The organism is Casimicrobium huifangae, assembly GCF_009746125.1.
Taxonomy (GTDB): Bacteria; Pseudomonadota; Gammaproteobacteria; order Burkholderiales; family Casimicrobiaceae; genus Casimicrobium; species Casimicrobium huifangae.
This window is the reverse complement of sequence record NZ_CP041352.1, coordinates 1,264,345-1,287,065: the sequence shown is the minus strand read 5'-3', so window position 1 is coordinate 1,287,065 and position 22,721 is coordinate 1,264,345. Positions and strand designations below refer to the sequence as shown.

28 protein-coding genes are annotated in these 22,721 nt (G+C 63.7%); 12 read left to right on the top strand and 16 right to left on the bottom strand.

Translation table 11 applies throughout. The features are described 5' to 3' along the window. Positions 1 to 40: 40 nt before the first annotated feature. From FKL89_RS06000 to FKL89_RS05975, 6 genes are all read right to left on the bottom strand, one after another. Positions 41 to 697 (bottom strand): TetR/AcrR family transcriptional regulator, encoded by a 657-nt coding sequence (locus tag FKL89_RS06000; protein ID WP_420361138.1) that lies wholly within the window; start codon positions 695 to 697, stop codon positions 41 to 43. A 69-nt stretch (positions 698 to 766) separates the two neighbouring features. Then, complete coding sequence (locus FKL89_RS05995) at positions 767 to 1,894, bottom strand: sterol desaturase family protein (RefSeq protein ID WP_156861898.1); 1,128 nt, start codon at positions 1,892 to 1,894, stop codon at positions 767 to 769. Positions 1,895 to 2,075: 181 nt separating this feature from the next. Next, the gene (locus FKL89_RS05990) at positions 2,076 to 3,146 is read right to left on the bottom strand and encodes a Rossmann-fold NAD(P)-binding domain-containing protein (protein ID WP_156861897.1); all 1,071 of its coding nucleotides are present in this window, start codon (positions 3,144 to 3,146) and stop codon (positions 2,076 to 2,078) included. A gap of 2 nt (positions 3,147 to 3,148) precedes the next feature. Then, on the bottom strand, positions 3,149 to 3,640 hold the full coding sequence (yfiB, locus tag FKL89_RS20340) for an outer membrane lipoprotein YfiB (protein WP_475393015.1): 492 nt from the start codon (positions 3,638 to 3,640) through the stop codon (positions 3,149 to 3,151). Between the two features lie 37 nt (positions 3,641 to 3,677). After that, positions 3,678 to 5,027 (bottom strand): sensor domain-containing diguanylate cyclase, encoded by a 1,350-nt coding sequence (locus FKL89_RS05980; protein ID WP_156861895.1) that lies wholly within the window; start codon positions 5,025 to 5,027, stop codon positions 3,678 to 3,680. A 2-nt stretch (positions 5,028 to 5,029) separates the two neighbouring features. Further along, positions 5,030 to 5,578, bottom strand: a complete 549-nt coding sequence (locus FKL89_RS05975; protein WP_156861894.1) for a YfiR family protein — start codon at positions 5,576 to 5,578, stop codon at positions 5,030 to 5,032. A gap of 190 nt (positions 5,579 to 5,768) precedes the next feature. On the opposite strand from FKL89_RS05975, the gene FKL89_RS05970 reads away from it, so the two are divergent. Together FKL89_RS05970 and FKL89_RS05965 are read left to right on the top strand one after the other, a co-directional pair. Then, positions 5,769 to 6,410, top strand: a complete 642-nt coding sequence (locus FKL89_RS05970; RefSeq protein WP_156861893.1) for a Crp/Fnr family transcriptional regulator — start codon at positions 5,769 to 5,771, stop codon at positions 6,408 to 6,410. A 159-nt stretch (positions 6,411 to 6,569) separates the two neighbouring features. After that, complete coding sequence (locus tag FKL89_RS05965; protein ID WP_156861892.1) at positions 6,570 to 6,758, top strand: YgaP family membrane protein; 189 nt, start codon at positions 6,570 to 6,572, stop codon at positions 6,756 to 6,758. 142 nt (positions 6,759 to 6,900) lie between these two features. On the opposite strand, the gene FKL89_RS05960 is transcribed toward FKL89_RS05965, so the two are convergent. Both FKL89_RS05960 and FKL89_RS05955 read right to left on the bottom strand, forming a co-directional pair. Next, a complete protein-coding gene (locus FKL89_RS05960; RefSeq protein ID WP_156864574.1) occupies positions 6,901 to 7,323 on the bottom strand; it encodes an Hsp20/alpha crystallin family protein in 423 nt (140 codons plus the stop codon). Positions 7,324 to 7,529: 206 nt separating this feature from the next. Further along, positions 7,530 to 8,039, bottom strand: a complete 510-nt coding sequence (locus tag FKL89_RS05955) for a YybH family protein (protein WP_238363504.1) — start codon at positions 8,037 to 8,039, stop codon at positions 7,530 to 7,532. A 96-nt stretch (positions 8,040 to 8,135) separates the two neighbouring features. On the opposite strand from FKL89_RS05955, the gene FKL89_RS05950 reads away from it, so the two are divergent. The 6 genes from FKL89_RS05950 (at position 8,136) to FKL89_RS05925 (ending at position 11,962) form a co-directional block, all read left to right on the top strand. After that, positions 8,136 to 8,393 carry an RNA-binding S4 domain-containing protein gene (locus FKL89_RS05950; protein WP_156861891.1) on the top strand — a complete coding sequence of 86 codons (258 nt, stop codon included), beginning with the start codon at positions 8,136 to 8,138 and terminating at the stop codon, positions 8,391 to 8,393. Next, positions 8,353 to 8,997: a hypothetical protein gene (locus tag FKL89_RS05945; RefSeq protein WP_162527404.1), complete on the top strand. Its 645-nt coding sequence runs from the start codon at positions 8,353 to 8,355 to the stop codon at positions 8,995 to 8,997. The genes FKL89_RS05950 and FKL89_RS05945 overlap by 41 nt, the downstream gene beginning before the upstream one ends. Positions 8,998 to 9,059: 62 nt before the next feature. Continuing rightward, positions 9,060 to 9,446 (top strand): cupin domain-containing protein, encoded by a 387-nt coding sequence (locus FKL89_RS05940; protein WP_156861889.1) that lies wholly within the window; start codon positions 9,060 to 9,062, stop codon positions 9,444 to 9,446. Positions 9,447 to 9,636: 190 nt separating this feature from the next. After that, complete coding sequence (locus FKL89_RS05935) at positions 9,637 to 10,188, top strand: YaeQ family protein (protein WP_156861888.1); 552 nt, start codon at positions 9,637 to 9,639, stop codon at positions 10,186 to 10,188. A gap of 95 nt (positions 10,189 to 10,283) precedes the next feature. Then, entirely contained in the window at positions 10,284 to 11,261 is a 978-nt protein-coding gene (locus FKL89_RS05930) for a Bug family tripartite tricarboxylate transporter substrate binding protein (protein ID WP_156861887.1), read from the top strand. 179 nt (positions 11,262 to 11,440) lie between these two features. Continuing rightward, positions 11,441 to 11,962: a cupin domain-containing protein gene (locus FKL89_RS05925; RefSeq protein ID WP_156861886.1), complete on the top strand. Its 522-nt coding sequence runs from the start codon at positions 11,441 to 11,443 to the stop codon at positions 11,960 to 11,962. Between the two features lie 7 nt (positions 11,963 to 11,969). Here FKL89_RS05925 and FKL89_RS05920 read toward each other — a convergent pair whose 3' ends face one another. Genes FKL89_RS05920 through FKL89_RS05905 form a run of 4 tightly spaced genes read right to left on the bottom strand, consistent with a single transcriptional unit; the run spans position 11,970 to position 15,082 of the window. Beyond that, complete coding sequence (locus FKL89_RS05920) at positions 11,970 to 12,803, bottom strand: DUF2306 domain-containing protein (protein WP_156861885.1); 834 nt, start codon at positions 12,801 to 12,803, stop codon at positions 11,970 to 11,972. 51 nt (positions 12,804 to 12,854) lie between these two features. After that, positions 12,855 to 13,823, bottom strand: coding sequence for an ABC transporter permease (locus FKL89_RS05915; protein WP_156861884.1), 969 nt, complete (start codon positions 13,821 to 13,823; stop codon positions 12,855 to 12,857). Next, positions 13,820 to 14,692 (bottom strand): ABC transporter ATP-binding protein, encoded by an 873-nt coding sequence (locus tag FKL89_RS05910; protein WP_156861883.1) that lies wholly within the window; start codon positions 14,690 to 14,692, stop codon positions 13,820 to 13,822. Before FKL89_RS05910 ends, FKL89_RS05915 begins: the two co-directional genes overlap by 4 nt. Before the next feature lie 3 nt (positions 14,693 to 14,695). Beyond that, positions 14,696 to 15,082 (bottom strand): GntR family transcriptional regulator, encoded by a 387-nt coding sequence (locus FKL89_RS05905; protein ID WP_156861882.1) that lies wholly within the window; start codon positions 15,080 to 15,082, stop codon positions 14,696 to 14,698. 279 nt (positions 15,083 to 15,361) lie between these two features. On the opposite strand from FKL89_RS05905, the gene FKL89_RS05900 reads away from it, so the two are divergent. From FKL89_RS05900 to FKL89_RS05890, 3 genes are all read left to right on the top strand, one after another. After that, positions 15,362 to 16,216 carry a DUF817 domain-containing protein gene (locus FKL89_RS05900; RefSeq protein WP_156861881.1) on the top strand — a complete coding sequence of 285 codons (855 nt, stop codon included), beginning with the start codon at positions 15,362 to 15,364 and terminating at the stop codon, positions 16,214 to 16,216. Positions 16,217 to 16,367: 151 nt separating this feature from the next. Continuing rightward, the gene (locus FKL89_RS05895; RefSeq protein WP_156861880.1) at positions 16,368 to 16,979 is read left to right on the top strand and encodes a LysE family translocator; all 612 of its coding nucleotides are present in this window, start codon (positions 16,368 to 16,370) and stop codon (positions 16,977 to 16,979) included. A 152-nt stretch (positions 16,980 to 17,131) separates the two neighbouring features. Further along, positions 17,132 to 18,097, top strand: a complete 966-nt coding sequence (locus FKL89_RS05890; protein ID WP_156861879.1) for a Bug family tripartite tricarboxylate transporter substrate binding protein — start codon at positions 17,132 to 17,134, stop codon at positions 18,095 to 18,097. Between the two features lie 109 nt (positions 18,098 to 18,206). Here FKL89_RS05890 and FKL89_RS05885 read toward each other — a convergent pair whose 3' ends face one another. Beyond that, on the bottom strand, positions 18,207 to 19,007 hold the full coding sequence (locus FKL89_RS05885) for a hypothetical protein (RefSeq protein ID WP_156861878.1): 801 nt from the start codon (positions 19,005 to 19,007) through the stop codon (positions 18,207 to 18,209). Positions 19,008 to 19,145: 138 nt separating this feature from the next. Beyond that, complete coding sequence (locus FKL89_RS05880) at positions 19,146 to 20,153, bottom strand: Bug family tripartite tricarboxylate transporter substrate binding protein (RefSeq protein WP_156861877.1); 1,008 nt, start codon at positions 20,151 to 20,153, stop codon at positions 19,146 to 19,148. Between the two features lie 180 nt (positions 20,154 to 20,333). On the opposite strand from FKL89_RS05880, the gene FKL89_RS05875 reads away from it, so the two are divergent. Further along, positions 20,334 to 21,158: a beta/gamma crystallin family protein gene (locus FKL89_RS05875; RefSeq protein WP_156861876.1), complete on the top strand. Its 825-nt coding sequence runs from the start codon at positions 20,334 to 20,336 to the stop codon at positions 21,156 to 21,158. Between the two features lie 233 nt (positions 21,159 to 21,391). Here the strand turns inward: FKL89_RS05875 and FKL89_RS05870 are convergent, their stop codons facing one another. Further along, the gene (locus tag FKL89_RS05870; RefSeq protein ID WP_420361137.1) at positions 21,392 to 21,811 is read right to left on the bottom strand and encodes a nuclear transport factor 2 family protein; all 420 of its coding nucleotides are present in this window, start codon (positions 21,809 to 21,811) and stop codon (positions 21,392 to 21,394) included. Beyond that, positions 21,811 to 22,428: a glutathione transferase GstA gene (gstA, locus tag FKL89_RS05865; RefSeq protein ID WP_156861875.1), complete on the bottom strand. Its 618-nt coding sequence runs from the start codon at positions 22,426 to 22,428 to the stop codon at positions 21,811 to 21,813. The genes FKL89_RS05870 and gstA overlap by 1 nt, the downstream gene beginning before the upstream one ends. Between the last annotated feature and the right edge of the window lie 293 nt (positions 22,429 to 22,721).

The window sequence follows — 22,721 nt, the reverse complement described above, 5'->3', positions numbered from 1 at the left end:
TTTCGGACGCCTGCGAATCGTCGCGGGCGCCACGATGGAACTAGGACGTAGCGATTGGGGCCAGTTGCGTGGCCAGCGCAGACGAACCGGCAGCCAGCGAATGGATCAGCCGCTCGAAGCAGGTGTGTGCACGCTCGGCCGCGCGCGGGTCGCGCATGAAGCGGGCGTCATGCACGGTGCCAATCATCATCGAATAAATCTCGGCGACCGTCTGCTCGACGTCGCAGTCGGCGCGCAGATGACCCTGCTCGACGGCCTGCAGCACCACACGGCGCAGCGCCGCCCGCCAGCCCAGCACGCCGCGCAGCAGCTGCTCGCGCAACGGCCCTTCGCGGTCGTCCAGCTCGAAGGCGCCAGCGGTATACAGGCAACCGGTATTGGCCTCGACCACCCGCACCCGCTCGATCCAGCGACGCACAATGGCGCTCAGCCGCGGCAGCCCCTTCGGTGCCTGCATCGCGGGCACGAAGACGTCGGCGAGGAAGCGGCGATCGTATTCCTCAATGACCGCCGATTGCAGCGCCTCGCGCGAACCAACGCGGGAAAACACGCCACTCTTCGACAAGCCAACGCGATCGGCCACCGCCTGCAAGGTGATCGCCTCCAGCCCTTCGGCCAGCGCGATGTCCAGCGCCGCGCCGATGATCGCGGCACGCGTCATCTCGCTCTTGCTGGTTTTGGTGGCCACTGTCGACATGCGCGCATTTTGCGCACGGTCGTGCGAATTGTCAAGCAAGGCAGAGACGAGCCCGTACGGGCGCTGCCATCAGCCCTTCCAGGTGAACGGGAACTTGAACTGCTTGATGAAGCCGTTCGGCACGTAGTCGCCGAGCACGCCGTAGCGCTCGGGCCACAGTTTGGTGCTTTTCACCGCTGTGCCGAACAGGTAGTCGAGGAAGGCGAAGTGCGCCGCATAGTTGCGGTCCAGCGCCTCCTGGTCCTGGCTGTGATGCCAGTGGTGAAAATTCGGCGTCACGATGATGTAGCGCAGCGGCCCCAGGCGCACGCTGACGTTGGCATGATTGAACACGGCCTGGAAGCCAACGATCACGATGTAGGCGTCGATAACTTCCTTGGAAAAGCCCAGCACGTAGATCGGCGCCAGCACCAGCGTGCGGGTGATCAGCAGCTCCAGAATGTGCTGCCGCGAACCGGCCAGCCAGTCCATGCTCTTGGCGCTGTGATGCACCGCATGCAGCCGCCAAAGAATCGGCACCTCGTGATACGCGCGATGCGTCCAGTACTGCACAAAATCGGCGACCAGAATGATCAGCAGCACACCGGCCCAGAACGGCAGGCCCTGCACCCAGCCGCGAATGCCGTCGTTGCCCGCCCAGCCAAAGAACTTGTGCACCATCAGGTTGGTCGCCAGCAGCACGAAGCCGACGATCATGTGGTTGACGATGAAGTGATGGAAGTCGGTCTGCCATTCAGCGCGGAACACCGGTTGCTCCTTGCGGTGCTTGAACAGCTTCTCGATGAAGATGAAGATCAGCGACGAGCCGAGCAGGTCGAGGATGAACCAGTCGAGGCCGATGTAGGGCGTGTGATCAGGGAAGTTCGGGTTGACGTCCACCTTGTGACCACCGAGCAGCGCCGACAGCGCCACCAGCAGGAAGGCAAAGGCCGACAGCCAGCGCGCGCGATTGAAAATAATGTTCACCAGACTCAGGCCGCCGGCAATCACCAGTGCCACCAGCATGATCTTGCGGATGGTGTCGACGTCGTAACTCTTGCGCAGTTGCGGTGTGGTCAGGTATTCCGGGAAATGGAAGGCGAGCACGCCGAGAAAGCACAGGATTGCCAGCGACAGTGCGATCACGCCGGTGATCAGGCCGTGGCCGGGCTTCAGCGCGCCGTGGCCTTCGGTCAGTTCATTGAGCTTTTCGAGCATCGGAAGCACTCCTGCCAGCTGGCAACTTCTGGTTGAAACGGTTATTCAATATGGGCTCGAACGGCGAAATGGTAGCAAGTCGACTTTCAACGAAAAACCGTACTTGGCCCAACGCGCACGGTACTTTCACCGAAAAGCTGCACTCGTCTCGCGGAAGCGGAACAGCACACCCTGCCGGTTGTCAGGAGCGCTGGGCCGCGAGGACGGTCAGCAACTCCCGTTCCCGCGCTGGCAACAACCCAAATTTTCCTGCCGGGAACGCATTCTGCCGTGACTCCGGCAATTTGCGCCACCAGTCGAGCGTGTCGGCGACCGTCTGCGCCAGCGGCCGGAAATTCAGCCCGGCGGCGAGCGCCCGGGCGTTGCTGCGCCGATGTGCGCCGGCGGTATCGCCGACGCCCGGAATCCACACCGGCAGATCGACCCACGCCTGCACCCCGTGCGCCTGCAGGAAGTCGCGTGACGCCTCGCGAAGCACGGCGGCCGGGTTGGCCACTCCGCGGATTGTCTCCAGCATCTCTCCCATGGTGGTCGCCAGCGCCGGGCCTTTCAGGTTGTACGCGCCAGTCAGCTGCCGCTCGGCCACCTGCACGCTCCACTCCGCCACATCGCGCACATCGATCCACTGCACCGGGTCTTCACGCGGCGGGACCAGCACGTCGCCTCCCTGCGCGATGCGCACCGGCCAGTAGGTGAAGCGGTCGCTCTCATCACCCGGCCCGACGATCAGGCCCGGCCGCAGCAGCGCGCAGTGCCCCGGATAGCAGCGCAACGCCTCGTCTTCACTCAACGTCTTGAGCGAACCATAGAGCGCCATGTTGGCGCGCACATCGGCCGGTGACAGCGTGAATGGATCGGCCTCACCGGCATAGGTTTCACGTGCTGCCGTTTCGTCGGCGCCTGGCTCGGCATCGCTGGCGTACACCGACACCGTGGAGATAAAGCAATAGTGCACCACGTTGCCGGCGAGCACTTGCGCGGCGTCCCGTACCCAGCGCGGCGCCAGGGTGGCGTTGTCAATGCAGGCGTCGAAGCGACGGCCGTGCAGGGCGCGATAGTCGCCGCTGTCGCGGTCACCGACCAGATATTCCACGCCGTCAATGCGCTCGCTGTCGCGTTGCCCGCGATTGAACAGCGTGACGCGATGTCCGCGGCTGACGGCGTAGCGCACCTGCGGCCCACCGATGAAGCCGGTACCACCAAGAATCAACAGGTCAATTGGCGCAACGGCGGCGTCAGCTGAGGTTGTCATGCTCAGCCAATCTGCACGATGATCACCACGCGCCGGTTCCTGGCCCGGCCCTCGGCCGTGGCGTTATCGGCCAGCGGTACGCTGTAGCCGAGCCCGGTCGCCTCCACCCGGTCGGCCGGAAAACCACCCTCCGTCAACACCTTTGCCACGGCGTCGGCGCGGCGCTTCGACAGCCCAAGGTTGTAGTCACGGGTGCCGACGTTATCCGTGTGCCCACGCACCAGCGTGCGATCAATCCCCAGCTCCCGCAGCTCGCGCGCAATGCGCAGCAAATTGTCGCGTGCATGGCTGGCGACGGTGTCGCTGTCAAACTCGAACACCAGCGGCGCTGGCAGCGACAGATGCCAGCCGTCCGGCTCTTCAACAAAGCTCATCGCTTTCAGCGCAGTGCGCACTTTCTCCGCCCGCGTAGGCTCGGGCGCAGCGGGCGCGGTGGCGGCCACTGGTCTGGTCTCGCAACCGGCAAGCCATGCCAGCACAAGCACCAGCATCACTGCCAGCAAGTTTCGACCCCGTTGGTTGTGCTGCACCTTAACCATCGTCCACGCTCTCCTGTTGTCGCACATCGGCGACCACGTCGCCGACAAACTTGATCCGGTTGCGTCCGCCTGCTTTCGCCTCGTACATCGCCGCATCGACGCGCGCCATCAGTTCATTGGTGGCCAGCCCATCCTCCGGGAACAGACCGATGCCGATGCTCGCGGTGCAACTGATCGGCAGCGTATGCACGTGGTTGGCCGCGTGCACGGCGTCGGCCAGCTTGAGCGCCACGATCAGCGCATTCTCGCGACTGTCGATGTTCGGCAACAGCGCAATGAATTCGTCACCGCCGAGGCGCGCAAAGGTGTCGGACGGCCGCAGCTCCGCCTTGCAGCGCAAACTCATTTCCTTGAGGAACTCATCGCCCACCGAATGGCCCAGCTGATCGTTGAGCAGTTTGAAATCGTCGAGGTCAAGGCCGATCACGGCGAATGGCCGGTCGTCACGACGATAGCCATCAATCAGTTGCGTCATGCGGTCCAGCAGCAGCACGCGGTTGGCGGCCCCGGTCAGCGGGTCGTAGAACGCGAGCTTGGCGAGCTGCTTGTTGCGCTCGCGCACCTCCGACGTGCGGCGCTGGATCACATCAAGCATCGCGTTGAAGTCTTCGCTCAGCCGCTGCACCTCGGTGACCCGAGTGGTCGGCACCCGATGCGTAAATTCGCCGGTGTCGCGAATCTTGCGCGTCACCTCGGCAAAGCGCTTGAGCGGTTGCGTAATGCGGCGCCCGATCGGCCCTGACAGCACTGTCCAGCCCAGCACCATGGCACCAAACACCAGCGCCCCGCAGAACACGAACAGCATCAGCGCCCGCGCCAGGTGCTGCTCGCGGATACTCACCTCGGCATAGCCAAGCAGGTCACCACCGTTGAGCACCGGGCGCCGGGCGGTCACCTCGCGAATCAGCAAGGCGGAACTGAGCCAGTCGTCACCGGCGTCGATACCAGCGCGACGCACGCCGACCGTCGCCGGCCGCTTCTGCGTGTAAGTGACCAGCACCGTGTCGTCGGGCTGCAACAGTCGCGCCTGGGTCACCGTGTCGGAGCTGGACAGCGCCGAGAGCGCTTCGCGGCCACGCTCAGCGTCACGCAACGCCAACGCGACGTCAGCGCTGGCCGCCACCAGTTCGGCGATGGTGTCGGCACGTTGCTGCATGGTGCTCTTCGCCAGCATCGCGGCCACCGCGATCATCGCGCACATGGTGACCAGTACCGCCAGCGCGGCAGTGGCGATCACCACCCGACTGATCTGGATCGAGATCGATACCGGGCGTACTTTTCGCCGGGTGGCCGGGCCGGCAGCGATGCCGCCAACGATGGCCGCGGGCGACTGCTCATCCATTGCTATTCCACCTTCGCCCGCTGCGGCTGCAGACGCAGCAACTGCGAGTTGACCTTGAACCCGGCGCGCGACAGGGTGTCGAGGTTGAGCCGGTAACGCTCGCCACCGGTCGCCTCGTCGGCTACCAGACAGATGCTGCCACCGAGTTCGCAGAAATTGCCGCCCAGCCCGACGGTCAGCACCGGTCGCCCCTTGATTGCGGCCAGCCACGGCTGCCAGTCGAATTCGCGTTTCGGCAGCGCCGCGAACAGGTGGCAGCGCTCGATGTCGCGCGGCCGCGCGATGCGCATGACCAGCAGCACTTGCCCACGCACCTGCTTGCCCGCGAGGTTAAGCTCCGGCGTTTCGGTGGGCTGGCAAATCACCACGGCACCATCTCCGCCGGCAGTGGCGGCTGCAGGCCACTCGACAAAACGCACAAATGCCATCACCCATTCCTCGCTGGAAAGGGCGGACGCGGGCGTGGCGATCACCATCGACATCACAATTGTTGCGATCCCCTCGACGATTGACGGCCACCACCGCGCAGGCTTGTTGCGGGCTCGTCGCATCTCTCAATTCTGCGCGAAAGCGCGCCGGCTGTGGGTTTGCGGGATAACAGATAATTCTGATACCAAATGACCCGACGTTACAAGATGTCACGCGGGACTTATTTCGGACCCGGCCCGGCAAGGCGTGGCCTTGGTGTCAGATTGTTTGCGGACAATGCTGTCATCGTCGCCACGTCATCGCTGCCACCTCATGCCGACTGATGAACTGATCCGCCACTACCCCTCGCTAGCCAGCGCCGATCGCTCCGAGCTTGATGCGCTGCCAGTGATCAGCGCGCCGGCTGGCGCCCTGCTGTTCGATGTCGGGCAGCCTTGCCAGGGCTTTCCGCTGGTGCTTGATGGCGAAATCAGGGTGTCACGGCAGTCAAGCGAAGGGCGTTCGCTCGAGCTTTATCGGGTGGTGCCGGGCGAAATCTGCCTTGTCTCGTCGGCCAGCCTGTTTGGCCACAAGGCGCTGGCCGCGACCGGTGTGACGGCGCGCGCGTCGCGGCTGGTGCTGCTGCCGCCGCCGCTGTTTTCGCGCTGGCTGGCGCTTCCTGCCTTCCGGGAAGCGGTGCTGGGACTGTTCGCCGAGCGCATGGCGGATCTCACCGCACTGGTCGACGCGGTGGCTTTCCGTCGACTTGACCAGCGGCTGGCGGCAGCCCTGCTAGGCCGTGGACATGACGTGCCAGTGACGCATCAGGCACTCGCCGACGAGCTTGGCACCGTACGCGAAATCGTGACCCGGCTGTTGCATCGTTTCGAGCGCGATGGCTGGATCACACTGTCGCGCGAGCACATTCACATCATCAGGAGCGCCGAGTTGCGCTCCCTTGCCGGCGACGGGTAACCGCACCGCCAGCAGCAGCGCGGCGCTGTGTGACCTGGGTCACTGACATTGCCGCGACGCGCCGCTGAAATACGAACCATGCGCTGACGGACGCAGTCACGATTCAGGTGACTGCACCGACCAGCGCTTCTGGTTCATCAAGACTTCACGAGGAAAATCATGAAAGCAAATGTCGGTGGCATTGATCGCACGGTACGCATCGTTGCCGGGTTGGTCCTCATCGGACTGGCCGCAACGGGGACCGTGGGCTGGTGGGGCTGGCTGGGCGCCGTTCCGCTGGCGACCGGCCTGCTTGGCTGGTGTCCGCCGTACGCGATCTTCGGCTTCAACACCTGCAAGACCCGATAGCCTTCACCGCGTCGGCCACAGCAAAAAAAAGAGGCGCGACAGTTGTCGCGCCTCCTGACGGTCAATACAGAGTGCAGGGATATCAGTCGGGGGAAATGCTGTTGGTTCCCTGCTGACCGTCAAAACCGGTAAAGCCCTGCGACTACTCCACGGTCAGGCGCTTGACGCTGGGACCGCTCTTCCGCGGCAAAGTCAGCGCCAGCACGCCGTTTTCATATTTCGCCTTCGCGGCTGATGGGTCGATTTCCGCCGGCAACTGGAAGCTGCGCGATACCGCGCCGTAGTAGCGCTCACTGCGCAACACTTTCTCGCCCTCGGTTTTTTTGTCTTCCTGCTTCACCTCGGCGCGCAGGGTGATCACATTGCCGTCAATGCCGACGTGAATGTCATCCTTGTTGACGCCCGGAATTTCCGCGTTGACGGTGTAGCCGCCCTCAACCTCTTTCACGTCCACCTTGATCTGGGCCGGCAGGTTGTCGCCGTGCAGGGGCTTGACGAAATAGCCGGGCGTGAAATCGCGAAAGAAATCGTCGAGCAGGCTGTTGCGTGAGACCAGTGAGTTCATGTGCGATGCTCCTTGTTTGGGTTGGCCAAGCAGCGCCGGCGAGCCGGAAAAGGCGGCCGCGCTGTCCGTGTTCATGAACCCAATCGTGAGGCTGGTCACGGCGTTTCTCAAGCGCTGACGACACGGCTTTTGATGCGCATCAAAAAGCCGATGAACGCGCGGCGCGGCCTCTTTTGTCAACGCGATCCGCCCCCAGCTGCCGCTGATCAGGGCGCCTTGTCGGCGGTCGCACACTTCTGGCAAACGTCATTGCCCTTGTCGAAGATGATGCGCCAGACACCGGGGCCCTCGCGCCGCCAGATTGACGTGAAAGTAGCGAACACCTCGCCGCGCGCATTGCGCACCGGACCCGAGCTGAGCGCCAGGGTACCGGAGTCGAGCACCTGCACGTCCGCCTCGTTCGGCTCCCACGAGAATGGCGCTGCCGGGGCCTCGTAGAACTTCTTCCACGCCTCGGCCACCGCCTGCTTGCCGCGCAGCACGCGGCCGGAGAAGAACACCGCCTCCTCCGCCAGAAAGCCGGTGAAAGCCACGTGATCGCGCATCGCCATGGTGCGCGCAAAAGCCCGTTCAGTGTCGATCACCTCCTGCTTCAGGGCCGCGTTGCTGGCCGGTGCCGATTGACTGGCAACGGTCGCGCAGCCCGCCAGCGCGGCGAGCATGAGACCCGCCAGCGTCTGCGCGCATCGGTGAAAATTCTGCAGGACAGAATCCATGATCAAGCTCCGGTTGCCAGCGGCAAATGTGCGAATTGAACAGACCGGAGGATTGTGCGCCTCAACCGCGTACGCAGCAATGTCATACTGCCGGCCATGAAACGAAAACCCATTCAGGTCCATCACTTCACGCTGCGCGATGAGCACATCGAACTGCACAACCTGCTCAAGATCGTCGGCGTCGCCGATAGCGGCGGGCAGGGCAAGGCGCTGGTCGCTGCGGGTGCAGTGCGAGTGGACGATGCGCCGGAATCGCGCAAGACGGCGAAGATCCGCGCCGGGCAGAAGGTAACGCTCGACGGCGTGACGATTCATGTCCACGCGTCAGACGCGGCTGCCAGCGACGCCAGTTAAGTCACGACTGATGCGGATCGCTTTCGCGCTACTGGTCATCGTCGCGGCGTTCGCCGCCGCTCGTGACTGGCGTGATCGCGAGGTCACGCAGCCGCCCGGCGTGCTGGTCAGCGCCGAGCCGCTGCAGCGCGACGTCACCGCAGCGCCGATCCGCGTGCACGACTACACGCTCACGCCGCGCGCCCGCTTCCGGCTGACCGCGCGCGTGCTCGCGGGCGAACGCTACCGCTTCGCGCTGGCGTCTGACCTCATGCCGCGCGACTTGGCGTTGGGCTGGGGCGTAATGTCCGACAGCAGCGTCATCGAGCAACTGGCGATCAGCCAGAGTGACCGCTTCTACTTCTGGAAGTCACGCAGCAACTCACTGCCAGCGCCCGTTGAGCAGATCATCGCCAGCAGCGCCAACATGCACCTGATCGCCGCCAGCGCCGGCGTCGCCAACGCCATCGACCGCGCCCGCGTGGGGCAGGTGATTGAGCTGGAGGGACTGCTGGTCGATGTAGCAATGGCAAAGGGTGGTGAGCTGCGCACCTCGCTCACCCGCACCGACAGCGGCGCCGGCGCCTGTGAGATCGTCTACGTGGAGAATTTCGTCATCCGCTAAGAGACGTCGACAACTGCCTGCGGTTAAGCTTCGGCAACTCGTTCGACCCAACCTTCCCTGCCATGAGCCACTTCACGCAAGTCATCCTGTTCACCGACACTGACGGTCGCGCCCGCTTCCGCGACGAGCCGATCGTCCTCAGCGAAGGCACACCCCAGTCAATGCTGTCGCCCGTGCTGCCGGCCACCGGCCTGCAATTGCGGCAAAGCCCGGTGGGTTTTCGCAGCCAGTGGCACTGCACACCGAAACCGCAGTGGCTGTTCGTGCTCGGTGGCGCGATGGAAATTGGTCTGCAGGACGGCAGCAGTCGTATTTTCAAGGCAGGTGAGCACTTCTTTTCTGCCGACACGCTGCCCGACGGCGCGACCTTCGATCCCGCCGTGCACGGCCACTGGAGCCGGCAAGTCGGCGACGAGCCGCTGGTCACCGCCTTTGTCAAAGTGCCGTAACCACCGGCTGTCCGCCAGCCGTGACGACAGTGCATATTCGCCGTACGACTTTTTCGTGAAACCGTTGACGGATAAGGGCTATCTGGCAGAAAAGGCAGAATGTCGACTATTGTGCTTTTCCGCCTTTATGCCCATTGCAATGGTGCATTGACAGAAAAGCTGCTGCTCAGAAATCGCCACTGGAACCTGCATGGCCCTCAAATCCACCATCTTCAAGATCAACCTCAACGTCGCCGACATGGACCGCGGCTATTACGCCGACCACGCACTGACCGTGGCGCGGCATCCGTCCGAAACCAGCGAGCGCATGATGGTGCGGGTGCTCGCCTTTGCGCTGCACGCCAGCGAGCGCCTCGAATTCGGCAAGGGCATTTCCACCGACGACGAGCCGGCGCTGTGGGAGCATGATCTGACCGGCCGCATCACCGAATGGATCGAAGTCGGCCTGCCCGACGAGCGAGTGATCCGCCGCGCCTGCGGTCGTGCCGATGCGGTGCATCTGTATGCCTATGGCGGTGGCCGCACAGTAGAAGTGTGGTGGCAGCAGAACGAAGCGCTGCTGGCGAAGCAGGACAAGCTCACCGTGAAAAGCGTCAGCGGCCCCAGCAGCAAGGCGCTCGCCGCGATGGCTGATCGCACGCTCAATCTGCAGTGCATGGTGCAGGACGGCGAGGTGTGGATGTCCGACGATCAGGAACGCTTGCAGGTAGAGCTGCAACCGCTGCTGGCACCTGCCGTGTGAAGGCAGGGTAGCGTCCGCTGCCGCAGCATGTCTGGCAGCACGCATGGCAGCGAAAGGCTACGATGTTGTTTGCTTCAGTTTCAACGGCATTACCCATGAACCGATTTTTCTCGCTCGCCCGTCTCGCCGTGCTCGGCGCCATGGCGTTGACCGCCCTCGCCCCGGCGCACGCGGCTTACCCGGACAAGCCGATCCGGCTAATCGTGGTCTATCCGGCCGGCGGCACTACCGATGCCGTCGCCCGTGCGCTCGCCGAAAAACTCGGCAGCCAGATGGGGCAGCAATTCATCGTCGAGAACAAGGGCGGCGCCGGCGGCGCGATTGGCATCGACGCGATGGCCAAGTCGGCGCCCGACGGCTACACGCTGGCGATCTCGGCCGTGAGCCCGATCACGCTGCTGCCGCATCTCGGCAAGCTGCCGTTCGACCCGGTCAACGATGTCGCGCCCGTCGCCAGCGTGATGTATTCCCCGGTCTACGTGCTGGCGACGCCGGCGTTCACTGGCAAGAGCTTTGCCGATGTGCTTGCGCAGTCAAAGGCGAAACCGGGCGCCATTCGCGTGGCCACCAGCGGCATCGCGACGCTGGGCCACCTGATGGTCGAAAGCATCAAGGCCAAGAGCGGCCTTGAGCTGATTCACGTGCCCTACAAGGGCGGTGGCCAGGTGGTGACCGACGCGGCCGGCGGCCAGTTCGAGCTGTTCACCACCAACCCGAGCCCGGCCGCGAATGGCCAGATGCAGAAGGGCACGCTTCGCGTGCTCGCCGTCGGCGCACCGCAGCGGCTGGCGTCGTTCAAGGACGTGCCAACGCTGGCCGAACTCGGCTTCCCGGAGGCGAACATGACCAGCACCTTCGGCATCTTTGCGCCCGCCAAGGTGCCGTCCGACATCATCAACCGCCTGCACGCCGAGATCGCCAAAGCCATCGCCACGCCCGACATGACGCAGCGCCTGACCCAGCTCGACAACGTGCCGGCCGTGATGAACCCGGCCGAGTTCACCAAGTTCGTCCGTGCTGAATCGGCGACGAACGCGAAGATCGTGCGCGAGCGGAATATCAAGGCGGATTGACCGCCGGATCGTGCCAACTTCGCAAGTCTCCCCTGTACAACTGGGAGATGTCGGCACCGCCGACAGAGGGGTTGGTTGAGCCACATGGCGGTCAACATACCGCAACCACGGCAACCCCTCCGCCGCTTCGCGGCACCTCCCCTGCGCTGCAGTGGAGGCTTTCAGTAACTGGAGTCCCCATGTCCAAAGCCGACGACTTACGCAGTCAGCTGATCCGCAGCTTCGCAACCCCCGACGCGAGCTGGAGCACCTTCAAACGCGAGCCGCACTACGAGAGCGAGGGCGTGCGCCTGGCGCGTGGTACGGCGGCGAAAAAGCTCGGCATGTCGGTCGACATCGTGCCGCCGGGCAAACGCGCCTGCCCGTATCACTTTCACTACGCCGAGGAAGAAGCATTCATCGTGCTCGAAGGTTCGGGCACCCTTCGCGTTGCCGGGGAAATGCTGCCGATCGCGGCTGGTGACGTGATCTTCATCCCGCCGGGGCCGGAGTACCCGCATCAGATCCTCAACACCTCCGACGCGCCGCTCAAGTACCTGTCACTCAGCGTCAACGCCGAGCTCGAGATCTGCGAATATCCGGATTCCGGCAAGTACCTCGCGATGGCCAGTGGCGCCCGTGGTCGCGACGACACGCTGCTACAGGACGGCCGCATGCATCGCACGGCGACCGACCTCGACTACTGGGACGGCGAGCCCTGAGTGGCTCCTAGAGCCGCGGCAACCAAAGCCCCATCGTCGCACCAACAACGCCGCCAGCGGTGGCGAGTGCGAGGACCGCGATGACGGCCGCTGCGGACCACTTGCGTGCAGCAACATCGCTACGCTGTGCCCGGAAGTAAAGCTCCAGTGCAGCCAGCGGCAGCAGCGTTTGCGCGTACACGAGGAAGGTCAGAAACGGGCCGGTAAAGGTCTTTGGATCGAAGCCAACCGGCTGCTGATGGATCATCAGCCACAACAGCAAACCAAGCCGGAAGAACCAGACGCCGTTCATCACCATGAACAGACGCAACGCCCACTGCCGGTGCAGCGCCAAATTCCGGGCGCGCGCGTGGCGCAGCGCGATCACAGCGAAAAGCACCAGGAGAATCGCGTTGAAGGTGCTGCCCAGGTGCTGCGAGAAATCGCCCACGGCGCCGCGCACCCACATCAGATACATGCTGCCAAACGCAATACCGAATGCTGAGGCGATGTAGACGCGGCCGATCCAGCGGTGCACTGACGGCGCGGCGCGGCGCACTGCGGGCAGCAGTTGCGCGAGCCCGGCCAGTGTCACCACCAGCGCCAGCAACAGGTGCACGAAGATGGCGATGTTGCCCACCGTGTCACCCGCGTTCCAGCCACGCGGCATCACCTTGTTCCACGTCTCCCAGTCGCCGCGCAGCGCGGACAAACCATACAGCGCGGCCATGTACCACGCGAAAATCAGTTGGCCCGTCGCGGCGACGATGAACCAGGTTTGGCCAGCGCGAGCGAGCGCGTTGCTGGCGGTTGTCAAATCAGCTTTGCGAGGCAATAGAGTAGCCTCCGTGAGCGTGCTCATGGATGTCTCCTTGGTGTTGAATGCGGCAGCCCACGGGCCACCGCGAATGAATCAGTCGGACTGCGATTCCTGTCGCCGGCGCAACCAGATGGTCACCACAATCAGCCACACGGCAATAGCAACCCCGAACCACACGTCGGCGTTGCTGAGAAAGCGCATGAGATCCGGCGTGTAATCGGCGCCCGCGGCCATCGCCTCACCGCCCTGCTGAGCCCGCCTGGCGGCCTCTGCCAGCTGCTCGCGGGTTGAGAAAGCCGCATCAAAACCACCGAAGAAGCGATCACGCAACCACCTCGCCACATGCGAAGTACGAAGCATCAGTTGTTCGAACGCCGTGATGGCAATCCACGGCACCACCGCCCACGCAAGCGCGCTGCGTCGAGCCCAGGCAGACACCAGCAGCAACCACGCGTAGATGGGGGCGTACCAGACCGCGAGGGTGACGACCAGATAGGCAACGCCCACCGGCATGTCAATCAACGGCAGCCGCTGCAGCAGATTGCTGACGCTCAACCCTTTCACGCCCCACACCAGCACATTGCCCAGCAGCACGAACAGTTGCGTCGCCGTGATCAGGACGAAGAGAAACGCTGGCACCACCAGCGTCGGGACGGCAACTTTGGCGAGCACGGCGGTACGGTCGGAGACTGGCATCGACTTCCAGAACAGCACGCTGCGATCCCGGCGTTCACCGAACAGCGCGTCGAGGCAGTAGAACAGCGCAACGACCATCGCTGTCGCCACCAGAATCAGCGCGACAACCGCATAGGGAGCCGAGGCCAGCTCACGCTGCTTGTCCGGCGATAGCGCATCGAAGGTGGCGATCGCCGGTGGCAGCTTGAACGCGCCCACGATCATCGCCAGCAGCAGCACCAGCGCGACGATGGCTGGCGCCAGATAAAGCGATCGGTGTTCCCAGAGTTCGCGTCGCACGGACCAGTAGAACGGTCGCGCCGAATTGGTGGCAGGCACGGGCGCTGATTGTGCGGCTGCTACCGTTTGCGCATTGGTCTTATTCATGGATTCGCCTCCAGCCCCGTCCCGGAATTGCCGAGCAGCGCCACGAAGAGATCAGTAATGCCGGGGGTGCGAACCTCGCCCAGCGATTCCAGCGTTGCTGCATCAATGCCATCAAACAGCAAGGTGCTGCGGCCAAACACCTGCCGCTCGCGCAACGGCCCGAGAGCCCGCGCGCGCTCGACGTGCGCCGGGTCAACGCGTACCTCCGTGTAACGCGCCTGCAACGCGTCCATCGTCGCATTGAGCGCAATGCGACCATCGTTGATGAACACCACGTCAGTGAGGATGTGCTCAATCTCCTCGGCATGATGGGTGGTGATCACGATGGTGCGATCACCGTCGTAGTAATCGTTGATCAGCGAGTCGTAAAACTGCTTGCGAAAGAGGATATCGAGCCCGAGCGTGGGCTCATCCAGCACCAGCAGCTTCGCCTCAATCGCCATCACCAGCGCCAGATGCAACTGCGCGACCATGCCCTTGGACAAGGCGCCCACCTTGCTCCCGCGCTTGATCACGGTGCGGGCAAGAAATCGCTCCGCCTTCGCGCGATCAAATCGTGGGTGCACGCCAGCGACGAAATCCAGCGCCTGGCTGACCTTGAGCCAGCGCGGCAGCACGGCCACGTCGGCGATGAAACAGACATCCTGCATCAGCAGGTCGCGCTCGCTCCACGGGTCGCGCCCGAGCACCTTGAGATTGCCCTGGAACGGCGTCAGGCCCAGCATGGCCTTCAGCGCCGTCGTCTTGCCGGCGCCATTGGGGCCGATCAGCCCCACAATGCGCCCGCGTTCGACGGTGAGGTCAATGCCCTTCACCGCCACGTGCTTGCCGTAGGCCCTGGTCAGGCCCCGTGCCTCGATGCATGACATGGTTCAGCGTCTCCCTGTCTTGGTCTTGTTGGTGGCCATATTCGAGCCCGTCAGAAGCTCGTCAACATTCAGGCCCAGCCGTTTGATGGTGGCGCGAATGCGCGGCCATTCGTCACGCAGGAAGCGCTCGCGCTCACCATCCGCCAGCTTCGCCTTCGCTCCGGCGTTGACAAACATGCCCAGCCCGCGCCGCGATTCCACGATGCCCGCATCAGCCAGCTGCTGGTAAGCCTTGAGCACGGTCAGCGGATTCACCCGCGTCTCCGCCGCCACAGTGCGCACCGAAGGCAACGGATCGCCCTCGCCGAGGCTGCCATCAAGAATCATGGCCACCACCCGATCCTGCAGCTGCCGGTAGATCGGTTGCCCGTCGTTCCAGTCCTGATCCATCAATGACCTCCGCCACCGTCGCCATGCGGGCAGAGCCTCATGCGTGCGCCTGCCGCGCCTGCCGCGACAGGTGCCTGCGGTTTGCTGCGCAATAACGCAATGGATACTTGCATGATGTCTTGACCCTGCTCACCAGCCGCCATCAACAACATGAGTCGGCAGGTTCTTTGCTGTAGTGTTGTAGTTAACTATATCACCAACACAACAGAACGCAAGTCCCTTTATGCAAACACAACGTGCCGGGCTGCGCCATTGCCACCGCCCTGCCAAAATCCCGCGATGCTCGGCCCCCTCGTCAACCGGCTCGACCACCACTTTGCCAACGACCACCCGCGCCCCGAGCTGACTGGCTGGCGCCGCTTTGCGGTGGAGTTCTGGTATTTCGGCATCAAGGAAGCGCGGGCCTGCCTGTTCGCCGGGCTCTTCTTCGCAGCAGTGTTCATCGTGCCGCGTGGCGGCGTGCTGGGTGTGCCGCGTTACGACGTGTTGCTACTGCTCGCGCTCGGCATTCAGGCGTGGATGCTCTACGCAAAGCTTGAGACCTGGGACGAGTTCAAGGCCATCATGCTGTTTCACCTGATGGGCTTCGCGCTGGAGGCGTTCAAGGTGTCGGCGAACGTGAAATCGTGGAGCTACCCTGAGTTCGCCTACAGCAAGGTGATGGACGTTCCGCTGTTCGCGGGCTTCATGTACGCCGCCGTGGGCAGCTACATCATCCAGGTGTGGCGTGCATTGGATCTGCGCGTGGTGCACCATCCGCCCTACTGGATGACCGGTATCGTTGCGGTGGCGCTCTACGTGAACTTTTTCACCCATCGTTACATCGGCGACTATCGCTGGACCCTCGGCGCCATCGCTCTTGGGCTCTACGCCCGCTGCTGGGTCGAGTTTCGCCCGCTTGATCGCACACGGCGGATGCCGCTGATCGCCGGCTTGATTCTGGTTGGCCTTTTCATCTGGCTGGCCGAGAACGCGGGCACTTTCTTCGGGCTCTGGAAATACCCCAACCAGCTCGGTGCGTGGACCACGGTGCATGTGGGCAAATGGAGCTCGTGGACGGCGCTGACGCTACTGACCTTCGCGATTGTGGTCAACCTCAAGCACGTCAAGGAACGCATTCATCTGGCGCCATAGGCTGTCATTCCCGCGAAGGCGGGAATCCAGACCGTGAATCACCGCAGCACTGGCGGCTCACCTCGCCTCGGGAGCTGCGGTCTGGGTCCCCGCCGCCGCGGGGACGACAGATGTATTCGGGCCGGAAGCAACCTTCGGTGACAATCTCATCATGGCCACCCACACCCTGCTCATCTACATCCTCGCCGCCTTCGGACTTTCACTGACGCCGGGGCCGAACAGCCTGCTGGTGCTGACCCACGGAGCGATCTACGGCCACCGCCGCACCTGGCTCACGGTGTGGGGCGGCGCGCTCGGCTTTCTGCTGCTGATCGCGCTGTCGATGGCGGGCATTGGTGCGCTGCTGAAGGCCTCGGCGCATGCGCTGATTGTGCTCAAACTGATCGGTGGCGCTTACCTGATCTGGCTGGGCATCCAGCTCTGGCGCTCGCCGCCGGTGATGGTGGCAGCGGACGCGCCTGCAGCACAAACAAGCGGCAGTGCGATGTTCCGGCAGGGGTTTCTGACCGCCATCTCGAACCCCAAGGCGCTGCTGTTCTACGGCGCCTTTCTGCCGCAGTTTGTCGATGCCACGCGAGATCTGCTGCCACAGTTCATCCTGATGGCCACCATTTTTGTCGCCGTGGAAATCCTCGTCGAATGGCTGCTGGCATTGCTCGCGCACCGCATCCGCCCCCTCTTGCAACGCGCCGGCCGCAAGTTCAACCAGGTCTGCGGTGGCATGTTCATGGCGATGGGCGTGGCGCTGCCGATGACACGCTGATTCGCAGTTCGCCGGCGTTGTCCGCTGGCGATTGAAGAATCTGCGCATTTCGGACTATCCCTCACTTCTAGTGCGCCGCAGCACCTGATAATGAATGTCAGCGCTGCGCCACAAGTTTGTTCAGGAGCGCGCAACAAGGAGGATTGAACGTCATGCAGAAACCCGTTCGTCGTGCGCTTGCCGCGCTGCTCGCCACCGTTGCGCTGGTCGGCTCTGCCGCAGCGCAGTATCCAACCAAGCCGATCAAGTGGGTGGTGCCTTACCCGCCTGCGGGCACGACCGACGTGCTGGCGCGCATCGTGGCGCAGTGGCTGTCGGAGAACATCGGCCAGCAGGTGGTGGTGGAGAACAAGCCCGGTGCCGGCAACAACATCGGCACCGAGTTCGTCATCAATTCGCCACCCGACGGCTACACCATGCTGCTGGTGAACCCGGCCAACGGCATCAATGCCTCGCTCTACAAAAAGCTCTCATTCAACTTTGTGCGCGACATCGCGCCCGTTGCCGGCCTCGTGCGCACGCCGAACGTGATGGTCCTGACAACCAAGTTGCCGATGAAAACGGTCGCGGAATTTCTTGCCTACTGCAAGGCCAATCCCGGCAAGGTGAGCATGGCATCCTCAGGTAGCGGCACCTCGACGCATCTCTCTGGCGAGCTGTTCAAATCGATGACCGGCTGCAACATGGTTCACGTGCCCTACAAGGGCGCCGGGCCGGCGCTGACTGATCTGATCGGCGGCCAGGTGCAGGTGTTCTTTGACAACCTGCCGTCGTCGGCCGGGCATATCAAGAGCGGCAATTTGCGCGCGCTCGCGGTCACCTCTACCGCGCGTGATCCGTCGTTGCCCGACGTGCCGACCGTAGCCGACACCGTACCCGGTTACGAGGCCACAGCCTGGTTCGGCGTGGGCATGCCCAAAGGCACGCCGCGCGAAGCCATCGACAAGATGAACGCTGCCGTCAACAAGGCGCTGGCCGACCCGAAGCTGCGCGCGCGCCTCGCCGAACTGGGCGGTTCACCCATCCCTGGTACTCCGGAAGACTTCGGCAAGACCATCGTGGCCGAGACCGAGAAGTGGGCGAAGGTGGTGGCGGCTTCGGGAGCGACGGTGGATTGACAGGCACCGCCGGACGCTAGGTCGGCGCTTGAAATACGGTGGCAGCGCGTGGGCACGGTGTGCCCACCCTGCGGCCAAACCACATGTCTTTAGTATCGGCTAGCGCTACTCAGCCGCGCACGGCGGAGGCCACCTTTGGCAAAGCGCGATCAAGCGCGGCGCGCAGCACTGCACGCAGCCACTTTGAACGTTGCTCTGGTGTCATGGCGTCAAAGCTGGTGTCGCGTCCACTGAGCGAGCGACTGGATGATTCGTGCTCCCATTCGTCGGCGACGATCTTGCCGAGCTGCACGTCGACAAGTTGCACACGAACGTAGGCATAGCAGGCGACGTACGGCCGGGCGACGCGATTTGGAAACCGCGCGTTGGCATCGACATAAAAGCCGACGCCTTCGACTGCGCCATGCCCAACGTGACTCCTCGCGCGGCGCAGCATCGCTTGCCCGCGAAGCGGTGAAACCAGCAGCAACCAGCGTGCATCGCGCCCACGCGCCGCGCTGACGAGCGCGGCCAGGCGGTCGTCAGCTATCTCGCCGGAATCCGTGTTGTCGCTCGCAGCTGCTGCGTCGCCGGTGGCTGACAGCGCTTCGACCTGCACACCCTCCTGCGGCAACGCTACCTGCGCGCGCCGCACCACCAGATTGCGCAACTCGCTGTCGTCAATGTGTACCCGTTCGCGCTTGTTGCGATCAATCGCACTGCCAATTTCCGGTCGCGCGACCACCAGCTCAATCTGGCGCGTCAGCGTGTCATGCACAAGCAGGCGGACGGTTGCACCGGTGACGCCTGCCCCGGACGTCGCAGGCGAATCGGCCGCGTGACAGACAAAGGCAGCGAGCACGCCCAGAAAAGCGAGCGCTGCCTGCGCGATGCTTATGCACTGGCCGAGCAGCCCATCGCGGTATCTCACACGCCCCGATCGCATTGCGCATCCCCTTGTGAATTCGCCGCTACGGCCCACTGAATACGCGGCTGCCAAGGCAGCGTACCACGCCGCCACGCGGACAAACACCGCGAGCGTCCGCAGATTGCCGGGGTGTTAGCCTGCTCAGTCGATCTTGATCCCCGTCTCTTTCGCCAGCTGCGCCCACTTGGCGCCGTCCGCCTTGAGGAAGTCGGTGAACTGGGCGACCGGCATCGGGCGCGGCTCGGCGCCTTGCGACATCAAGCGCTCACGCATCTCCGGCGCGGCGAGCGCTTTGCCGAATTCGGCGTTGAGTCGGGTGATGATTTCTGGCGGTGTCTTGGCGGCGGCGAACAGGCCCTGGAACGAGCCGGTGAGGAAGCCGGGATAGCCGGATTCGGCAACGGTCGGCACGTCCGGCAGTGTCGGCCAGCGCTTGTCGCTGGACACCGCGAGCACGCGGAGCTGATTGCTCTTCACCATCGGCAAAGTGGCGAGCATGCCGTTGAACATCACTTGCGCGTGGCCGGCGACGACATCCGTCAGCGCCTGGCCGCCACCCTTGTACGGCACAAACACCCAGTCGATGCCGGCCAGTCGCGCGAACAGCGCGCTGGCGAGATGCGGCGCGCTGCCGGCACCGACCGTCGCGGCGCTGAAGCCACCGGCCTTGGCCTTCGAGGCCGCCACCAGCTCTGGCAATGTCTTCGCGGCGACGCCCGGATTCACCACCAGCAGGTGCGGCGAGTAAGTGATCATGGTGATCGGAGCGAGATCCTTCGCCGGATCGAACGGCATCTTGGCGCCGAGCGCGGGAGCGCTGGTCAGGCCGCTGACATCGGTCAGCAACAGCGTGGTGCCATCGGGTGCGGACTTGGCGACCAGATCACTGCCGAGCACGCCGTTGGCGCCCGGCTTGTTATCGACAACCACGGTGGCACCGAGCGCCTTGCCGACTTCGCCGGACAGCGCCCGTGCGAGGATGTCTGATGTCCCGCCCGGCGCGTAGGGCACGATGATGCGGATGGTTTTGCCAGCGAGCGATTGTGCTTGCGCCGGTGCGACAGCCATTGCTGCAACTACGGCGACGCAGGTCAGCAGGGCGTTCGCCAGCAATCGGCGGCGTGAAATGAAGCGGTGTGCGGTAGCCATGGTTCCTCCTGTGGAAGCGCCGGAAAGAGTGTGGCGCGTCGCCATTGTTGGCTGAAGCGTAGCACTTCGTCGAGCAGTTGTACGACAACATCGCAATGGCCACCATGACAGAGGCATGCAACGCCCATCCCGCGGGCATACACTGATAGCGCTTCACTGAACATGAGAAGGATTTGCCCGATGCATTTCAATTCCACCGCCCGCCGCTGCACTTCACGCTGGCTACCGCGCGCCCTGCTGGCACTGGCTGGCGTACTCGCCGCCGGGCTCGCCCACGCCGGTGTCACGCTTTATGAACACGATGGCTTTCGTGGCCGTGCGGTCACCATCAATTCGCGCGTCCCCAATCTGAAGGCCAACGGTTTCAATGACATCGCGTCGTCTGCCTACGTTGACAACGGCACCTGGCTGGTCTGCGAAGACGACAACTTCCGTGGCCGCTGCGTGGTGCTGCAGCCGGGAAGTTACGGTTCGCTGGAGTCGCTCGGCATGCAGGACAACATCACCTCCGTGCGCCCGTACCGGCGCGGCGAAGGCAATTGGGATGCGGCGCCGCCACAGGGCGCACCGAACTACGGCTACTACCGGCGCCCCAACGAGCAGGTCTTCGAAGCGCCGGTGACATCAGTGCGCGCGATCAGCGGCACTGGCGAGCAGCGCTGCTGGTACGAGCAGCAGGCGGTGCCGGGCTCGGGTAACCCGAACGTGGGCGCGGCAATCATCGGCGGCATCATTGGCGGCGTGCTGGGTCATCAGGTCGGCAGCGGTCGCGGCAACGACGCCGCGACGGCGGCAGGCGCAGTTGCTGGTGCCGCGATCGGTGCCAACGCTGGCGGCGGCAGCCTGCCTTACTCGCGCAACGTTCGTCGTTGCGAGAACGTGGGCGGTCAGGCCTCCTACTACGAGGTGACCTACAACTTCCGTGGTCAGGATCACTACATCCAGATGAGCTACCCGCCGGGACGCACGATTCTGGTCAACCGACTGGGCGAGCCGCGTCAGTAGCGCTCCCTCCTCGACAAAAGAAAAGGCCCGACGCCAGTGGCGCGGGCCTTTTTTGCTTTTCAGAGGCGCCGTAGCACGGCGTACATCAGCCGCATTGCGCATCAACTTTCGGCTAGAAAGCCCATTTCATAGGGGCTACAGCCGCATTAGTCGCAAAGTCGATATTTGGCGTTTTCTACTGGTTAGCCCTTATTGAATAAGGGTTTCACCAAAAAGCCAATCAGCTTTCTCGCCTACACGCGCCCCGTCAGCCGCGCGCCCATCGCTTCGCCCAGTGCTTGCACGCCGCTGGCTGGCCGCACCATCACTTCGAACTCGACGATTTTGCCGTCGGCCCCGAAGCGGATCATGTCGATGCCCTTGAGTGACTTGTCGCCGACATCGGCGCTGAATTCGAGGACGACCGAATGGCCATCCTCGCTGACCAGCGTGCGGTGATAGGCAAAGTTCGAGAACACTTGCTCCGCCGTTTGCAGGATCAGCGCGACGGCCGGCGCGCCCGCGTAGGGCTTGTGCGCGACGGGCGAGCGGAACACGGCGTCCGGCGCCAGCAGCGCTGGCAGGCCGCTGGTGTCGCGCGAGCGGATCATCGCGTGCCACGCCGCCAGCGTGGCTTCGGCAGCCGGACTCAGCGGCGTGGCAGCGGTGCTCACTACGCGGCCTTCTTGACCAGACCTTCGGCCTCAAGCGCCGCTTGTACTGCCGGGCGGGCCGACATGCGCGCCATGAACGCCTGCAGGTTGGCAAACTTGGAAAGGTCGAGCCCGACGTGTTTTGCCCAGTTGGTCACCGTGAACAGGTAAGCATCCGGCACGGTGAAGCTGTCGCCCATCAGGTATTGCTTGCCGGCGAGCTTTGCGTCAACAAATTCATACTTCTTCAGCAACAGCTCGCGCAACACCGGTTTGAAGTCCTCCGGCGTGGTGGGACGGAACAGCGGCGAATAGCCCTTGTGCAGCTCGCTGGTAATGAAGTTGAGCCATTCCTGCACACGATAGCGCTCGAACGTACCGTTGGCAGGGGCGAGGTTCTTGCCTGCGGCCTGATCGGCGATGTATTGCACGATGGCCGGGCCTTCACTCAGGCGTTCACCATTGTCAAGCTCAAGCAGCGGGACGGAGCCTTTCGGGTTGATCGTGTAATAGTCGGTGCCGTCGTCGAGCGCGTGCGTCTTGGTGCTGGCACGCACCAGCGTGAACGGCAAGCCCGATTCACGCAGCACGATGTGGGGGGAAAGCGAACAGGCACCGTTGCTGTAGTAGAGCTTCATCAAATGTCTCCTTGGAAAATGGCCGCGGCCACGCGGGAGGGGATCCGTGTGGCCAATCAAAGGAAACGCTGAATAAGTCGCCGCGAAGCTGCGCGCGGCGGATCGGGATGGATGGCGAGGCGCAAAACGCAGTCGTAGCGGGGCTACGACGAGGCTTTGCAACGAAGCCAGCCGCCCGACTCCGGCGATGCGCGGCTCGTGAGGGACTTGTTCAGCGTTTCCTACGCATTTTGCGACAAAGCGCTGTCGTTCAAGCCAGGTGTTGACCGCTATCGGTGCGCGGCTCGCATTCC

Coding starts and splice junctions, on each gene's coding strand:
- FKL89_RS06000 (WP_420361138.1), bottom strand. CDS start 697: ATGTCGACAGTGGCCACCAAAACCAGCAAGAGCGAGATGACGCGTGCC.
- FKL89_RS05995 (WP_156861898.1), bottom strand. CDS start 1,894: ATGCTCGAAAAGCTCAATGAACTGACCGAAGGCCACGGCGCGCTGAAG.
- FKL89_RS05990 (WP_156861897.1), bottom strand. CDS start 3,146: ATGACAACCTCAGCTGACGCCGCCGTTGCGCCAATTGACCTGTTGATT.
- FKL89_RS05980 (WP_156861895.1), bottom strand. CDS start 5,027: ATGGATGAGCAGTCGCCCGCGGCCATCGTTGGCGGCATCGCTGCCGGC.
- FKL89_RS05975 (WP_156861894.1), bottom strand. CDS start 5,578: ATGCGACGAGCCCGCAACAAGCCTGCGCGGTGGTGGCCGTCAATCGTC.
- FKL89_RS05970 (WP_156861893.1), top strand. CDS start 5,769: ATGCCGACTGATGAACTGATCCGCCACTACCCCTCGCTAGCCAGCGCC.
- FKL89_RS05965 (WP_156861892.1), top strand. CDS start 6,570: ATGAAAGCAAATGTCGGTGGCATTGATCGCACGGTACGCATCGTTGCC.
- FKL89_RS05960 (WP_156864574.1), bottom strand. CDS start 7,323: ATGAACTCACTGGTCTCACGCAACAGCCTGCTCGACGATTTCTTTCGC.
- FKL89_RS05955 (WP_238363504.1), bottom strand. CDS start 8,039: ATGGATTCTGTCCTGCAGAATTTTCACCGATGCGCGCAGACGCTGGCG.
- FKL89_RS05950 (WP_156861891.1), top strand. CDS start 8,136: ATGAAACGAAAACCCATTCAGGTCCATCACTTCACGCTGCGCGATGAG.
- FKL89_RS05945 (WP_162527404.1), top strand. CDS start 8,353: ATGTCCACGCGTCAGACGCGGCTGCCAGCGACGCCAGTTAAGTCACGA.
- FKL89_RS05940 (WP_156861889.1), top strand. CDS start 9,060: ATGAGCCACTTCACGCAAGTCATCCTGTTCACCGACACTGACGGTCGC.
- FKL89_RS05935 (WP_156861888.1), top strand. CDS start 9,637: ATGGCCCTCAAATCCACCATCTTCAAGATCAACCTCAACGTCGCCGAC.
- FKL89_RS05930 (WP_156861887.1), top strand. CDS start 10,284: ATGAACCGATTTTTCTCGCTCGCCCGTCTCGCCGTGCTCGGCGCCATG.
- FKL89_RS05925 (WP_156861886.1), top strand. CDS start 11,441: ATGTCCAAAGCCGACGACTTACGCAGTCAGCTGATCCGCAGCTTCGCA.
- FKL89_RS05920 (WP_156861885.1), bottom strand. CDS start 12,803: ATGAGCACGCTCACGGAGGCTACTCTATTGCCTCGCAAAGCTGATTTG.
- FKL89_RS05915 (WP_156861884.1), bottom strand. CDS start 13,823: ATGAATAAGACCAATGCGCAAACGGTAGCAGCCGCACAATCAGCGCCC.
- FKL89_RS05910 (WP_156861883.1), bottom strand. CDS start 14,692: ATGTCATGCATCGAGGCACGGGGCCTGACCAGGGCCTACGGCAAGCAC.
- FKL89_RS05905 (WP_156861882.1), bottom strand. CDS start 15,082: ATGGATCAGGACTGGAACGACGGGCAACCGATCTACCGGCAGCTGCAG.
- FKL89_RS05900 (WP_156861881.1), top strand. CDS start 15,362: ATGCTCGGCCCCCTCGTCAACCGGCTCGACCACCACTTTGCCAACGAC.
- FKL89_RS05895 (WP_156861880.1), top strand. CDS start 16,368: ATGGCCACCCACACCCTGCTCATCTACATCCTCGCCGCCTTCGGACTT.
- FKL89_RS05890 (WP_156861879.1), top strand. CDS start 17,132: ATGCAGAAACCCGTTCGTCGTGCGCTTGCCGCGCTGCTCGCCACCGTT.
- FKL89_RS05880 (WP_156861877.1), bottom strand. CDS start 20,153: ATGGCTACCGCACACCGCTTCATTTCACGCCGCCGATTGCTGGCGAAC.
- FKL89_RS05875 (WP_156861876.1), top strand. CDS start 20,334: ATGCATTTCAATTCCACCGCCCGCCGCTGCACTTCACGCTGGCTACCG.
- gstA (WP_156861875.1), bottom strand. CDS start 22,428: ATGAAGCTCTACTACAGCAACGGTGCCTGTTCGCTTTCCCCCCACATC.